This window comes from Pseudarthrobacter sp. rb (assembly GCF_056389225.1).
This window is the reverse complement of sequence record NZ_JBWJAR010000003.1, coordinates 22,263-35,191: the sequence shown is the minus strand read 5'-3', so window position 1 is coordinate 35,191 and position 12,929 is coordinate 22,263. Positions and strand designations below refer to the sequence as shown.

Below are 12,929 nucleotides of genomic sequence, written 5' to 3'. Positions count from 1 at the left end.
CTTCCCTGCCCCAAGACGAAACCGAAAAGTTCTACAGCTCGTAGAAGTGAGCAAAGTCACATTCCCTTGTGCAGCAGGCCACCGGATGCGCCCCTTAGAGGCGGCGCATCCGCAGGAACACCAGACCGGCAGCCGCTCCCACGCCGACAAGGCCCGCACCCAGCCACACCATGGCATCGGGTACGCCAGGCAATGGGCCGGTGGAGGAAACTGCCTGTCCCGGTCCGGCCGGGGCGCCGGCAGCGTGCGGTGCGCGGGTGGGCTGGGACTGGCGCGCGTTGATGGACAGCGACGTTGGCAAGGCGGACGCATATGTGGCGTCAGGACTACCCTCACCGTCGGAGCCCGGCACGCCGACAGCACTGCCGCCCGCCACGGCGGACGTGGGAACGAAAGGACTGCCCGCGCCGCCGGAGCCCGGCACTGCTGCCTGGGTTCCGGAGGCGGGAGCAGACCCTCCTGCTGGTGCTCCGGTGGCCGTCCCACCGGCGGAAGGAACGCCTTCCGGGGCCGGCGCCCCGGCCGCCGTGGAAGTGCCGGTTGCGGGGTCAGCGGCCGGCGCTGACGCAGTGGAGGGCCCGGACGCCGTGGGAGACTCTGGCCGGTCGGTGGCCGGAGAGCTGGTCGGAGTGGCAGCGGCTGTGGTTCGCGGGCCAGGTGCCGGCGGCGTTTCGGAGGACGTCGGACTGGGCGCGGTAGCCGACGTGGCCCCCGCGGACGGGGAACCGTTGGCCGCCGGAAGCAGGGAACCCGGCACCGGAAGAATGGGCCATGGCGTGCGCGGGGCTCTCGTGGCCGGGGATCCCGCAGGGGGTTCGTCCGCTCGCTGCCGGCCGTCTCCCTCATGCCCGGATGCACCGTTCCCCGTGGCTTCCTGAGTTCCGGGAGCGCCTTGACGGGCCGCCGTGGACAGTCCGAACGCCGCGGCGGTTGCGGCCACGGATCCTTGTGCCGCCGGATCCTGCGGAGGGGGGACCGCGTCGTCAGCCAAGGACGCCTGGACGCCGGTGGAAAGAACCAGTACCGCTCCGACGGCCGCTGCCGCGGTGCCGCGCCGGAGTCCCCCATGGATACCGGTCCGGGAAAGTGAAAGCTCGGACCTGTGTTGAACCATAGTCATCGACCCTAACCAGAACGGCTGGCCGATTGGAAACCAGGAAGGAGGCCCGGCTGTCCCGCCAGGCCGGAGCCGGGGACCGGCTTCGGGGCGCTGACCAGCACCGACGCTCAGGCGGCAGTCAGTTGGCCGATTTGCTCACGTGTGTCGGCCACCACAGCGGCCAACCCGTTCCCGGCAACCCATCCGCCCACGACGGCCAGGCCGCCCGCAGCGCTGCAGGACCGCCGGATGTCCGCTGCCCGTGCGCGGTGACCGACGGCGGCGAATGGCAGGGCTCCGCGCCACCGGACCACGTCCCAGCCCCGCACGTCCCCGCCGGTGATGCGGACGCCGAGCAGGGCGGATGCGTCCCGCAGGGCGGCCGCGAACAGCTCATCATCGGTTTGGGGACCGGCGGCGGCAGGGGCCGAAGCACCGTCCACCCGGCCGTACGAAAGGCGCACCACATGGCGCCCGGGGCCGGCAGCGGCGGTCAGCCAATCCCATTTGCCCGTGGCGTGCGTCAACGCCTTTGCTTCGATGCCGGGCGTTTGCGGGGCCACCAGGATTCCCGTCCCGCGCGGCCGCCGGTCCAGGTCCGGTTTGTCCAGGACCAGCGTGACCAGCTTGACGTCCGGCCCGGAGGCCGGTTTCTTTCCCGAGATGGCAGGTACAGCAGGTTCCAGCAGTTCGACGGCGGCCGGGCCCTCCACGGCCATGACAAGCAGCGCGGCATGGAAGGCCGCGCCGGCAGCGTCGACGCGCCAGCCTTCCGGGGTGCGGGAAACCGACGTGGCGGCAGTGCCCAACAGCAGGGTCACGTCCCGGCGTTCGAGCTCCGACACCAGGGCGTCCACCAGCGTGTGCATGCCGCCTTCGAGGCCTGCGACGGCGGACCCGGCCTTTGCCGGTTGGGGTGTCCGGGCCTGGGCGGTCGTGCCCGCGCCGCGCCGCTGTGCCGAGACCGCGGCAGCGAGGGAACCGTGCCTGCGCAGGCCTGCACGCAGGCCCGGAGCCACCATATCGACGTCGAGCAGGCCGGGATCGGCGGAGTGGACGCCGCCCACCACGGGCGAGACGAGGCGTTCCAGCACGCGGGACCCCATGCGGGTCCGGACCAGCGTTGAGACGCTGGTGACGCCGGCCCCTGCCCCTATGGATGCGGGCAGCAGCCGGTCCAGGGAGGCGCGCAGCGAGCCGAGGATGCCCAGGGTGCGGCGGACCTCAGGGTCCCAGGGGTTGGCGGGGATACCCAGCACTCCGGTCCGGGGCAGCTCGCGCGGCCCGTCCGGCAGCTGCACCCAGGCACCCCCGGGCCGCGGGGGAACGATCTTCGCGCCGAGCCCAAGGTCCGTGCAGAGCCGGGCTACGGCGTCGGACCTGGTGGCGAAGGACTCAGCGCCGCTGTCCAGGGTCAGCCCCGCGACCGTATGGCTGCCAACACAGCCGCCCCACGCCGTCCCGGCTTCCAGGACAGTCACCTCATAACCGGCTGCTGCGAGTTCCCGGGCGGAGAGCAGCCCGGAGATCCCGCCGCCCACCACGAGCGCCTGGCCAGGTTTCGCCGGGGAGCTGCCCACCGGTTACTCCGGCGAGATGGAGTGGATAAGCTCCACCACCCGGGTCAGGACGTCAGGGTCCGTTTCGGGCGGTACGCCGTGTCCCAGGTTCAGGACATGGCCCGGGGCGCCGGCGCCGGCGGCGATGACCTCGCGGACGTGCGCCTCCAGGACGTCCCAGGGTGCTGCCAGCAGCGCGGGGTCGATGTTTCCCTGCAGCGGCACGGTTCCGCCCAGCCGGCGGTTCGCCTCATCGAGCGGCAGCCGGTAGTCAACGCCCACCACGTCCACTCCAACGTCCCGCATGGCCACGAGGAGTTCGGACGTGCCGGTGCCGAAGTGGATGAGCGGGGCACCCAGGTGGCGGACATGGTCCAGGGCACGGGACGACGCCGGCGCAACGTATTTGGTGTAGTCGGCCAGCCCCAGCGAGCCCGCCCAGGAGTCGAACAGCTGGGCGGCCGAGGCGCCCGCCTCCAGCTGGGCCCGGAGGAACATGCCGGAAGCGTCGGCAGCCCAGTTGGCCAGCGCGTTCCATGTCTCCGGGTCGGCGTGCATCATGGTCCGCGGGCCCAGGTGGTCGCGGGACGGCTTTCCTTCCACCATGTAGGCGGCCAGCGTGAACGGTGCGCCGGCGAAACCGATCAGGGGCGTCTTGCCCAGTTCGGCCACCGTGAGGCGGACGGCTTCACGGATCGGCTCCAGGGCTTCCCATGTGAGCTGCGGCAAGGCGGCAACATCGGCTGCCGTGCGTACCGGTTTGTCGAGGACCGGCCCGACCCCGGGCACGATGTCCACGCCCACGCCCGCGAGCTTCAGCGGGATGACGATGTCGGAGAAGAAGATGCCAGCGTCGACATCATGGCGGCGGACGGGCTGGAGCGTGATCTCGGAGGCCAGCTCCGGGCGGAGGCAGGAGTCCAGCATGGCGATGCCTTCGCGCACCTTGAGGTATTCGGGCAGCGACCGGCCGGCCTGCCGCATGAACCAGACGGGACGGCGGGACGGCTTGCCGCCGTGGTAGGCCGTGATCAGCGGGGAGTCTGCTGTGCGGCCGTCCATCAGTGGATGGTCTGCGGCGAGGGTGCCGGCAGCGGAGACGGCAGGGCTAGGAGTCATGCTTTTGATTGTGCCCAAAAAGAGCTGCAAAAGATAACGACAACCTGTCGCTGAGGGCACGGGAATCGCCGAGGTGGCACGGATCACGTCCAGGTGTGGCGACTATCCTTTCCGGTGGTTGTTCTACCGGGCAACGAAAAAGCTATGATTGGTCTGCTGTGGTTCTTTTCTCATTGGTGGCTACACACGCCGACATCGATCTTGAAACCGTTGCTCAGTTGAGCAACGGTTCCTCCGGGATTGCCGCATCCGCGCTCACCGAATCCCCCGCCGTGGCCGGAGCGGTGGTCCTCGCCACCTGCAACCGCTACGAGATCTACGGCGAAGCCCCCAATCCGAACGACGTCGAAGCGGCCCGGGCGGCGCTGGTGTCGCGGATCAGCCAGGCCAGCGGACTCTCCGAGCCCCTCGTGTCACGCTCCTTCAGCACCCGGACCGGTCCCGAGGTGACCCAGCACCTGTTCGCCGTCAGCGCCGGACTGGACTCCGCCGTCGTTGGTGAACGCGAGATCGCCGGCCAGGTGCGCCGCGCCCTCATCACCGCACAGCACGACGGTACTGCCAGCGCCGGCCTGGTCCGACTGTTCCAGGCCGCCTCGAAAACCGCCAAGGACGTCGGCGCGCAGACGGCCCTCGGTTCCCGGGGGCTTTCCATCGTTTCGGTGGCCCTGGACCTGGCCACCGATCTTTCCGAAAACCCCGACTGGTCGACCAAGAAGGTTGTGCTGTTCGGGACCGGCGCGTACGCCGGCGCCACGATGGCACTGCTGCGTGAACGCGGCTGCACGGACATCTCCGTCTACTCCTCGTCTGGCCGGGCCGAAGGATTCGTGGCCTCGCGCGGCGGGTCTGCCCTGGACGTGGATTCACTGCGCCCGGCGGTAGCGGCCGCCGACGTCATGATCGGCTGCAGCGGCTCGGACACCCGGGTTGAAGCTGACGAACTGGCCCAGGTCCGTGCGGACTCACCCCAGCCCCTGATTGCCATCGACCTGGCGCTCACCCACGACTTCGATCCTGCCGTCGGCGAGCTGGACGGCGTGGAACTGCTGACCCTGGAATCGGTGCGCCTGGCAGCACCGCAGGAGCAAGCGGAATCGCTGGCCCAGGCAAGCGGCATCGTCAAGGGCGCCGCCCAAGCCTTCGAACAGGAGCGCGAAGCCCGCTCCGTGGACTCCGCCATCGTTGCCCTGCGCCGCCACACCATGAACGTGCTGGACGCGGAGATGGAAAAGGTCCGTGCCCGCCACGGCTGCACCGCTGCCGCCGAAGAAGTGGAGTTCGCACTCCGCCGCATGGTCAAGCAGTTGCTGCACGTCCCCACCGTCCGCGCCCGCGAACTCGCCGCAAACGGGCAGCAGGATGACTACGTTGCGGCGCTTGAGGCGCTGTACGGCATCACGGTCGAGCAGCCCGGCACGGCCGCGCCGGCAGTGGTGGAGGCCGAGTGCCCGGTGGACCACAAGGGCCGCGAGACCGCCTGACCCACAAACACCCCCTTGCTCTATCAGATATGGCTCCTAAACCACCGGTTTGGGAGCATATCTGATAGAGCAACCGGTCAGTAGACCGGTTTCCCGGGTTCCACATCCCGCACCCAGGCCAGGATCCCGCCGTCGAGATGGCTGACCCGCTGGTAGCCGGCCTGCCGGGCCGCCGCCAGGACGTTGGCGGAGCGTGTACCGGCCTTGCAGTGGAACACGATGTCCCGGTCCTGCGGAAGTTCATCCCAGGCCTCCCCGGCCAGGATGCGTCCCTGCGGGATGAGTTTGGCCCCGTCGATCCGGACGATGTCGTACTCCCCCGACTCCCGGACATCCACCAGCTCGAAGTCCTTGAGCCCGGCTTTCCGCGAGGCCAGCATGGTGGCCAGCTGGGTGGCTGTGACGGTGTGTTCCGTGTCCGACGGGGCGGCCGGGGCGATGCCGCAGAACGCCTCGTAGTCAGTGAGTTCCGTGATGGGCTGGGCAGCCGGGTCCTTCGACACGCGGATTTCACGCCAGCTGCCGCCCAGTGCGTCAAACAGGGCCACGCGGCCCAGCAGGGAACGTCCGACGCCGGTAATCAGCTTCACCGCTTCGGTCACCATGAGCGATCCCACGGCAGCGCACAGCATGCCGAAGACGCCGCCCTCACCGCAGGACGGCACGGAACCGGCAGGCGGTGCCTCGGGGTACAGGTCCCGGTAGGTGGGTCCGTGCTTCTCCCAGAACACACTGACCTGGCCATCGAAACGGAAAATGGAGCCCCACACGTAGGGCTTGCCCAGGATGGCGGCGGCATCGTTCACCAGGTACCGGGTGGCGAAGTTGTCGGCTCCGTCAAGAATGAGGTCGTACCCGCTGAACAGTTCCAGGGCATTGGAGGAGTCCAGGCGCACGTTGTGCAGCCGGACGTCAACCAGCGGGTTCAGCTCGGCAATGGCATCGCGCGCCGATTCGATCTTGGGGCGGCCCACGTCGCTGACGCCGTGGATCACCTGGCGCTGCAGGTTGCTCAGGTCCACGACGTCGTCGTCGACGATTCCGATCGTTCCCACCCCGGCCGCGGCGAGATACAGCAGGGCGGGGGCACCCAGGCCGCCGGCGCCGATGACCAGCACCTTGGCGCTCTTGAGCCGCCGCTGCCCCAGCGCGCCGATCTCGGGAATGATCAGGTGCCGGGAGTACCGTTCAACCTCGGCGGGGGTGAGGCCGGCAGCCGGTTCCACCAGCGGATCCAGGGCAGGGGTTGCAACATTTGCGGTGAAAGTCGAAGCCATACTTCAATGTATGCCCCGGGATACCGCCGGGTCATATTACCCCGCAGTAAAGTGAAGGGTAACTGCAATGGAAAGAAGGACAACTGTGGTCCCTGAAGCACGGGCTGACCGTCCGACCTCCGCCGCACCCCAAGCTCCCTCCCGCCCCGCAGGCCAGCGGTCCGCCCGCCTGCCCCGGGATGAGCGCCGCGCACAGCTCCTTGCCGCGGCCCAGGAGGTGTTCGTAGCCAACGGCTACCACGGTGCGGCGATGGATGAGATTGCAGAAACCGCCCATGTGAGCAAACCGGTGTTGTACCAGCACTTTCCTTCCAAGCGCGACCTCTACCTCGCCCTGCTGGAAAGCCACCTGGCCTCGCTGACCGAACTGATGCTGGGCGCCCTGAACTCCACCACGGACAATGATGAACGCGTCCAGGCCGTCATGCGCGCCTACTTCCACTTCATCGCCAATGACGACCAGGCCCACCGCCTGGTGTTCGAGTCCGACCTGATCAACGATCCCGATGTCAGCTCCCGGCTCGAAACCTTCAACCGGACCTTCGCCGACGCCATCGCCCGGGTCATTGCGGAGGACACCAAGCTCCCCCACCTGGAAGCCGAACTGCTGGGCCGCGGCCTGGCCGGAATGGCCCAGGTCAGCGCCCGGTACTGGCTGGAAACGGACGGCAACCTGGACCTCGATGTGGCCAGCGACCTCATCTACCGTTTAGCTTGGCGCGGAATCTCTCGCTTCCCCAAAGAGTCCTAGACTACAAATAAGACAACACCTCGTAGAGAAACACGAGTACTTTCACAGGCTGGGAGGCCCCCTTGGAAATTAAGATCGGCGTTCAGAACGTTGGCCGCGAAATCGTGCTGGAATCAACCCAGGATGCGGAGACGGTGGCCAAGGTTGTTGGCGAAGCCATTAATGAGGGCAGCGAACTGCGCCTGAAGGATGACAAAGGACGCCTGATCATTGTTCCGGGCAACGCGCTGGCTTACGTGGAAATTGGTGCCGAGGAGGTCCGGCGCGTAGGTTTCGGCCAGTTCTAGTCCGGCCCATTTCAGCCTCTGCCCTTTCCAGGGCCACCGCAGTTTTCCAAGGAGATCCATGCTTTCGCTGACCATCGTGGTGCTGGCAACCGTCGCCGCCGGCTTCGTCGTCTGGGCCAATGACAAGCGGCACGCCAAATACGGCGCGGCAGTGCCGGCCGGTGTTGCCGCGGGTGTTGCGGCGCTGGCGTGGATCATCCTGATGACCGCGGGCTTCGGCTACCTGCCGGGGACCACCTGGCTTCCGTGGGTCCTGCCCATTGTCGTCGGAGTAGCTGCGGCCATCGCCGCCGTCGTCTACCTGGGCCGTACCCGTGCACGCCGGGACACGGAGCGGCTGACTGTCATTCTGCGGCGCTGACCGCCGGCAGGTCAGTAAATACGCGTGTGGCCACCACCCATCCGGGTGGTGGCCACACCTGTCTCACGGTGGGGTCAGAGGAACTCCGCCCGGCCCTCCATCGCGGACGAGGCAAGGGCGTGCTCCCGGCGAGGGATGCGCCCGGCGGCCCTGGCCATCCTGCCGGAGATCACTGCATGCTTGAACGCCTCGCCCATGAGCGCGGGGTTCTGGGCCCGCGTCACTGCCGTGGCCAGCAGGACGGCGTCGCAACCCAGCTCCATGGCCAGCGCGGCGTCTGACGCCGTGCCGATCCCCGCGTCCAAAACCACCGGCACCGAGGCGCGGGAAACGATGAGCTCGATGTTGTGCGGGTTCAGGATTCCCAGTCCGGTGCCGATCGGGGCGCCCAGCGGCATGACGGCGGTGGCGCCGAGGTTCTCCAGCCGCAGCGCAAGCACGGGGTCGTCATTCGTGTAGGCGAAGACCTTGAACCCCCGGTTGACCAGCTGCTCCGTGGCGTCCACGAGCTCCACGGCGTCCGGCAGGAGGGTCTGCTCGTCCGCGATGACCTCCAGTTTCACCCAGTCGGTCTCCAGAGCCTCCCGGGCAAGTTCCGCAGTAAGGACCGCGTCCCTGGCCGTGAAGCAGCCGGCAGTGTTGGGCAGCACGCGGATCCCATGGTCCACCAGCAGCTGGAACAGCGACCCGGTTTCAGCCGTGGAGTACCGCCGCATGGCCACTGTGGTCAGGGCGGTGCCGGAGGCCAGCAGCGCTGCGCCCAGGCCGTCCAGGCTGGGTGCCCCGCCCGTGCCCATGATGAGGCGGGATCCGAGGGCGACGCCGTCCATCACCAGGGCGTCGGCGGCACCCGCGTTTCCGGCGGGGTTGATGGTGTTGGTTTCGGTCATGGCGTCAGCCTCCCTGTACTGCAGTGACAAGTTCAATTTCGTCGCCCTCGGCGAGCGCGGTGGCGAACCATTGGCTGCGCGGCACCACCTGGGCATTATGCGCGACGGCGACGCCCAGTTTCCCGCCGTCCGTCGCCTGTCCGTTGGGTGCCAGCGGGCGCCCGGTGACCTGGCTGACGAGCGTGGTGATGGAGGCGCCGTCGGCCACCTCGTGCGTGTTTCCGTTCAGGGTGATGTTCACGCTGTCTCCTTGATGTGGGGTGTGGTGGCGGCTGCCGCCGGCCGGGAGAACCGCTCCGGGCTGAAGGGCGCCCAGCGGGAATCGGATGTACCGTCCAGCAGCGCCGTGCAGATGGCGGCTGCGGCGGGTGTGAGCAGGACGCCGTGCCGGAAGAACCCGGTGGCGATGATGAGTCCCGGGACGTGCCCGTCGGCAGGGTTTCCGGACCCCGGATCCACCCGCACGCGGCCCAGCAGGGGCGCGTTGTCAGGGGTACCGGGGCGGGCCCGGGCGGTGCACTCGAGCAGTTCCAGTTCGGCGACGGCGGGCACCAGCGCCTGCGCGTCCCGCAGCAGCTGGTAGACGCCTCCGGCGCTCACGGCATCGGAGAGCGCGTCCTCGCGCTGGGTTGCCCCTATCACCACGGTTCCGTCCTGCCGGGGGACGATGTAGACGGGGACGCCGTGCACCAGGCCGCGCACCGTGGAGGTCACCAGGGGCTGGAGGTGCTGCGGAACGGCGAGGCGGAGGATGTCCCCGTGGACTGGGCGCAGTGGCAGGTCGAGGCCGTCGGGCAGGCCCCCAAGGTCCCCTGCCTGCAGGCCGTTGGCCACGATGGTTTCCGCCGCCAGGACGGTGCCGCCGCCGGCGAGGCTGGCACCGGTAACCGTTCCGCCCTCCCACAGCAGGCCGGCGGTCCGGTCGGGTACGGCATACCCGTCCACCGCTCCGGCGGCGGCCAGCTCCGGGGACCTAAGTGCAGCCCCCGCGAGGGCCAGCCGCAGGGCTGCCACCAGGCGCCGGGGATCCACCTGGTGGTCTGCGGGTGTGTCCAGGGCGCAGGCGATGGCGGGACTGAGCAGCGGTTCGCGTTTGCGGGCTTCGCGCACGGCCAGGGGCTCCACCCCCAGTCCGTTGGCCTGTTGTACCGCGCGGAGGTCCATCAGCGCGCGGCGGTCCGCGGCGTCGGCACCCACGGCGATTGTCGGCGTCGTCAGGTATCCGCAATCCGCCCCCGTCGCGCCGGCGATCCCCGCGGCGAACCCGGGCCAGCGGGACGATGCCTCAAGCATCAGTTCCAGGAGGTCCTCCTCCTGGTAGTGAAGTTCGCTGACCGGGGCAAGCATGCCCGCGGCGGCCCAGCTGGCACCGTTTCCGGGTGCGTCATCGATCAGGGCAACGGAGCGTCCGGAACGCTGCGCCTCCCAGGCGATGCCATGGCCCACCACTCCCCCGCCGATGACGGCGACGTCGGCACGGACGGTGGACTGGATGCCGGTATGGGCGGGCCCGGGGAAAGTGTCAACGGGGTTGCGCATGTGGTTCCTTCCCTACGCCGGCATTAACCGGATCAGGTCAAGCGGTCGGCTCTGACGCCCTCTCAGCCCGGCGCTTTGTGACAGCTGCCGCAGGCTCCCGCAGTACCTGCCCAGTTTAGAGGAACTAGGCTTGCAGGCATGAATGTGTCCGCCTCATCCCTGCCCGCCGGTCCCCACGCTCCAGCCACCGCAGCCCTCACCGCCGAAGTTGCCAACGCCGGCCACAGCGACGCCCTCAAGGCAGCCCGCCTGTATCTCTGCACCGACGCACGGACGGCGCGCGGCGATTTCGCGGAGTTCGTGGACGCCGCGTTTGCCGGCGGCGTGGACATCATCCAGCTGCGCGACAAGACCATCGAGGCCGCAGAGGAACTGGACCTCCTGGCGGTCCTGAAGGAAACAGCGGTACGCCATGGCCGGCTCTGGGCCGTCAACGACCGTGCGGACATCGCCGTGCTGTCCGGGGCACCGGTGTTCCACATTGGCCAGAAGGACCTTCCGCTGCCGGCAGCACGGACGCTGGTCGACGGAAACGCGGCCATTGGACTCTCCAGCCACACCACCGACCAGGTGGACGCCGCCTTGGCCGCAACGGTTGGGCCGTCAGGGCTGGACTATTTCTGCGTGGGTCCGGTCTGGGCCACACCCACCAAGCCCGGCAGGGCCGCCGTCGGCCCTGAACTGGTGACATATGCCGCCGAAGCCTCCCGGCAGGCCGGAGATCCCGTGCCGTGGTTTGCCATCGGCGGCATCGACCACGGAAACGTCCGGGAAGTGGTGGAGGCGGGTGCCGGCAGGATCGTGGTGGTCCGCGCCATCACGGAGGCACCCGACCCCGCGGCCGCCGCCGCCTCCCTGCTCGACGCGCTGGACGGCACCGGCTCCTGAGCCTGCTTAATTCCGGGACTTGGGGATACGCTGATTTTTGTGTCACATCATCGGTTGGCCCCCAACGTCCATGACCACAAGAATGCCCTGGAAGAGGCGCTGGGCCTGCTGCGGACGGAACTTGAACTGCCGGGGCCGTACCCCGCCGAAGCAGTGGAAGACGCCCGGGCCGCCATCGCGGCGCTGAAACTGCCGTCATACGACCTGACCACCGTCGAGTTCGTGACCATCGATCCGGCGTCCTCCACGGACCTGGACCAGGCAGTGTTCATCGAACGGGACGGAAACGGCTACCGGGTCATGTACGCCATCGCCGACGTTCCGGCGTTTGTTGCTCCGGGCGGTCCGCTGGACGCCGAAACCCGGCGCCGGGGACAGACGTTCTACGCCCCGGACGGCCGGATCCCGCTGCACCCCGAGGTGATCAGCGAGGGCGCCGGAAGCCTGTTGCCCGGCCAGGAGTGTTCGGCTTTCGTCTGGGACTTCACGCTCGACGGCGACGCGACAGTGCTGTCCGTGGGCGTCCGGAGGGCGCGGGTCATCAGCCGTGACAAGCTCAGCTACAAAGGCGCCCAGACCGATCTTGACGCCGGGACTGCCTCGACCGTGCTGGGGCTGCTCCGCGAGGTGGGGCTGAAGCGGGTGACGCTGGAACGGGCACGCGGGGGCGCCAGCCTGAACATGCCTGAGCAGGAGATCGTCCAGTTGCCCGACGGCGGCTACCGGATCGACGCTGTTCCGCAGCTTCCCGTGGAGGACTGGAATGCACAGATTTCCCTGATGACCGGAATGGCCGCCGCACAGCTCATGCTGGAGGGCAAAGTGGGCATCCTGCGCACCATGCCCGCACCGGATGAACGGTCCCTGCGGCATTTCCGGCTGCAGACCGAGGTGCTGGGCAGGCCGTGGGACGGGGAGGTCAGCTACGGCGAGTACCTCCGGTCGCTCGATCCCACCGATCCCCGGCAGCTGGCCATCATGCACTCAGCCGGCATGCTGTTCCGTGGCGCGTCCTACACCGCCTTCGATGGCACTGTCCCCGAAGACGGCATCCAGTCGGCCATCGGCGCCGCCTATGCCCACACCACCGCGCCGCTGCGCCGCCTGGTGGACCGCTTCGTGCTGGTCATCTGCGAGGCCCTGAGCAACGGCGGCAACGTCCCCGGCTGGGCGCGGGAGGCCCTGCCGCTGCTCCCGGGCATCATGGCGGGATCGGACCAGCTGGCCTCCCGAATGGAACGCCTGGCCCTGGATACCGTGGAAGCGGCGCTGCTGCTGAACCACATCGGGCAGGAGTTTGATGCCATCGTCATTTCCGGATCCAAGCCGCAAAACGGAAACGGGAACGGAAACGGCAACGGAAACGGCAAGAATGGAAACGGGAACGGGAAGAACGGCAACGGCAACGGAAACGGAAGTTCGGGGATCATCCAGATCGCCGAACCTGCGGTGACTGCACGCTGCGCGGGCGAACTGGAGTCCGGCACCAAGGTCCGCGTACGGCTGGTTTCCTCGGACATCACCACCCGGCAGATCCACTTCGAACTCGTTTCCTGAGAGGCCGGCAGGTGCCCCGGGCGGACCGAAACCGTGTTTCCGCGCCCGTACGGCTAGACTGGAAGGGTAGAACTGGATGCCCGGTCGTTGATTTCCTTGATTTGAAACCAACAAGCCC

General features: G+C 68.4%; 14 protein-coding genes and 1 riboswitch. Of the genes, 6 read left to right on the top strand and 8 right to left on the bottom strand.

Translation table 11 applies throughout. The features are described 5' to 3' along the window. Positions 1 to 94 precede the first annotated feature (94 nt). The 4 genes from ACWRN3_RS05240 to hemE form a co-directional block, all read right to left on the bottom strand. The gene (locus tag ACWRN3_RS05240) at positions 95 to 424 is read right to left on the bottom strand and encodes a hypothetical protein (RefSeq protein ID WP_476740034.1); all 330 of its coding nucleotides are present in this window, start codon (positions 422 to 424) and stop codon (positions 95 to 97) included. A gap of 124 nt (positions 425 to 548) precedes the next feature. Next, a complete protein-coding gene (locus ACWRN3_RS05235; protein ID WP_476740033.1) occupies positions 549 to 773 on the bottom strand; it encodes a hypothetical protein in 225 nt (74 codons plus the stop codon). A gap of 454 nt (positions 774 to 1,227) precedes the next feature. Then, the gene (hemG, locus tag ACWRN3_RS05230) at positions 1,228 to 2,679 is read right to left on the bottom strand and encodes a protoporphyrinogen oxidase (RefSeq protein WP_476740032.1); all 1,452 of its coding nucleotides are present in this window, start codon (positions 2,677 to 2,679) and stop codon (positions 1,228 to 1,230) included. Positions 2,680 to 2,682: 3 nt separating this feature from the next. Then, complete coding sequence (gene hemE, locus ACWRN3_RS05225; protein ID WP_476740031.1) at positions 2,683 to 3,777, bottom strand: uroporphyrinogen decarboxylase; 1,095 nt, start codon at positions 3,775 to 3,777, stop codon at positions 2,683 to 2,685. Positions 3,778 to 3,935: 158 nt separating this feature from the next. On the opposite strand from hemE, the gene ACWRN3_RS05220 reads away from it, so the two are divergent. Then, positions 3,936 to 5,261 carry a glutamyl-tRNA reductase gene (locus tag ACWRN3_RS05220; RefSeq protein ID WP_476740030.1) on the top strand — a complete coding sequence of 442 codons (1,326 nt, stop codon included), beginning with the start codon at positions 3,936 to 3,938 and terminating at the stop codon, positions 5,259 to 5,261. A gap of 77 nt (positions 5,262 to 5,338) precedes the next feature. Here the strand turns inward: ACWRN3_RS05220 and moeB are convergent, their stop codons facing one another. Further along, entirely contained in the window at positions 5,339 to 6,538 is a 1,200-nt protein-coding gene (gene moeB, locus ACWRN3_RS05215; RefSeq protein WP_476740029.1) for a molybdopterin-synthase adenylyltransferase MoeB, read from the bottom strand. A gap of 85 nt (positions 6,539 to 6,623) precedes the next feature. On the opposite strand from moeB, the gene ACWRN3_RS05210 reads away from it, so the two are divergent. From ACWRN3_RS05210 to ACWRN3_RS05200, 3 genes are all read left to right on the top strand, one after another. Beyond that, positions 6,624 to 7,289, top strand: a complete 666-nt coding sequence (locus ACWRN3_RS05210) for a TetR/AcrR family transcriptional regulator (protein ID WP_476740028.1) — start codon at positions 6,624 to 6,626, stop codon at positions 7,287 to 7,289. 62 nt (positions 7,290 to 7,351) lie between these two features. After that, positions 7,352 to 7,576 carry a DUF3107 domain-containing protein gene (locus tag ACWRN3_RS05205; protein ID WP_159631504.1) on the top strand — a complete coding sequence of 75 codons (225 nt, stop codon included), beginning with the start codon at positions 7,352 to 7,354 and terminating at the stop codon, positions 7,574 to 7,576. 58 nt (positions 7,577 to 7,634) lie between these two features. After that, positions 7,635 to 7,937, top strand: coding sequence for a hypothetical protein (locus ACWRN3_RS05200; protein ID WP_476740027.1), 303 nt, complete (start codon positions 7,635 to 7,637; stop codon positions 7,935 to 7,937). A gap of 74 nt (positions 7,938 to 8,011) precedes the next feature. Here the strand turns inward: ACWRN3_RS05200 and ACWRN3_RS05195 are convergent, their stop codons facing one another. The 3 genes from ACWRN3_RS05195 to thiO form a co-directional block, all read right to left on the bottom strand. After that, positions 8,012 to 8,827, bottom strand: coding sequence for a thiazole synthase (locus tag ACWRN3_RS05195; protein WP_476740026.1), 816 nt, complete (start codon positions 8,825 to 8,827; stop codon positions 8,012 to 8,014). Between the two features lie 4 nt (positions 8,828 to 8,831). Continuing rightward, positions 8,832 to 9,068, bottom strand: a complete 237-nt coding sequence (gene thiS, locus ACWRN3_RS05190) for a sulfur carrier protein ThiS (protein WP_476740025.1) — start codon at positions 9,066 to 9,068, stop codon at positions 8,832 to 8,834. Continuing rightward, positions 9,065 to 10,366, bottom strand: a complete 1,302-nt coding sequence (thiO, locus tag ACWRN3_RS05185) for a glycine oxidase ThiO (protein ID WP_476740024.1) — start codon at positions 10,364 to 10,366, stop codon at positions 9,065 to 9,067. Before thiO ends, thiS begins: the two co-directional genes overlap by 4 nt. After that, positions 10,359 to 10,477: riboswitch (TPP riboswitch) on the bottom strand. It overlaps the preceding gene by 8 nt. 27 nt (positions 10,478 to 10,504) lie before the next feature. Between thiO and thiE the strand changes: the two genes are divergently transcribed. Beyond that, positions 10,505 to 11,254: a thiamine phosphate synthase gene (gene thiE / locus ACWRN3_RS05180; RefSeq protein ID WP_476740023.1), complete on the top strand. Its 750-nt coding sequence runs from the start codon at positions 10,505 to 10,507 to the stop codon at positions 11,252 to 11,254. A gap of 39 nt (positions 11,255 to 11,293) precedes the next feature. Continuing rightward, positions 11,294 to 12,811, top strand: coding sequence for an RNB domain-containing ribonuclease (locus ACWRN3_RS05175; protein WP_476740022.1), 1,518 nt, complete (start codon positions 11,294 to 11,296; stop codon positions 12,809 to 12,811). Positions 12,812 to 12,929: the final 118 nt, after the last annotated feature.

What these genes read in the sequence shown, in the direction of transcription:
- ACWRN3_RS05235 (WP_476740033.1), bottom strand. Translation starts at nt 773, where the DNA reads ATGGCCCATTCTTCCGGTGCCGGGTTCCCTGCTTCCGGCGGCCAACGG.
- thiE (WP_476740023.1), top strand. Translation starts at nt 10,505, where the DNA reads ATGAATGTGTCCGCCTCATCCCTGCCCGCCGGTCCCCACGCTCCAGCC.
- moeB (WP_476740029.1), bottom strand. Translation starts at nt 6,538, where the DNA reads ATGGCTTCGACTTTCACCGCAAATGTTGCAACCCCTGCCCTGGATCCG.
- thiO (WP_476740024.1), bottom strand. Translation starts at nt 10,366, where the DNA reads ATGCGCAACCCCGTTGACACTTTCCCCGGGCCCGCCCATACCGGCATC.
- hemE (WP_476740031.1), bottom strand. Translation starts at nt 3,777, where the DNA reads ATGACTCCTAGCCCTGCCGTCTCCGCTGCCGGCACCCTCGCCGCAGAC.
- ACWRN3_RS05195 (WP_476740026.1), bottom strand. Translation starts at nt 8,827, where the DNA reads ATGACCGAAACCAACACCATCAACCCCGCCGGAAACGCGGGTGCCGCC.
- ACWRN3_RS05200 (WP_476740027.1), top strand. Translation starts at nt 7,635, where the DNA reads ATGCTTTCGCTGACCATCGTGGTGCTGGCAACCGTCGCCGCCGGCTTC.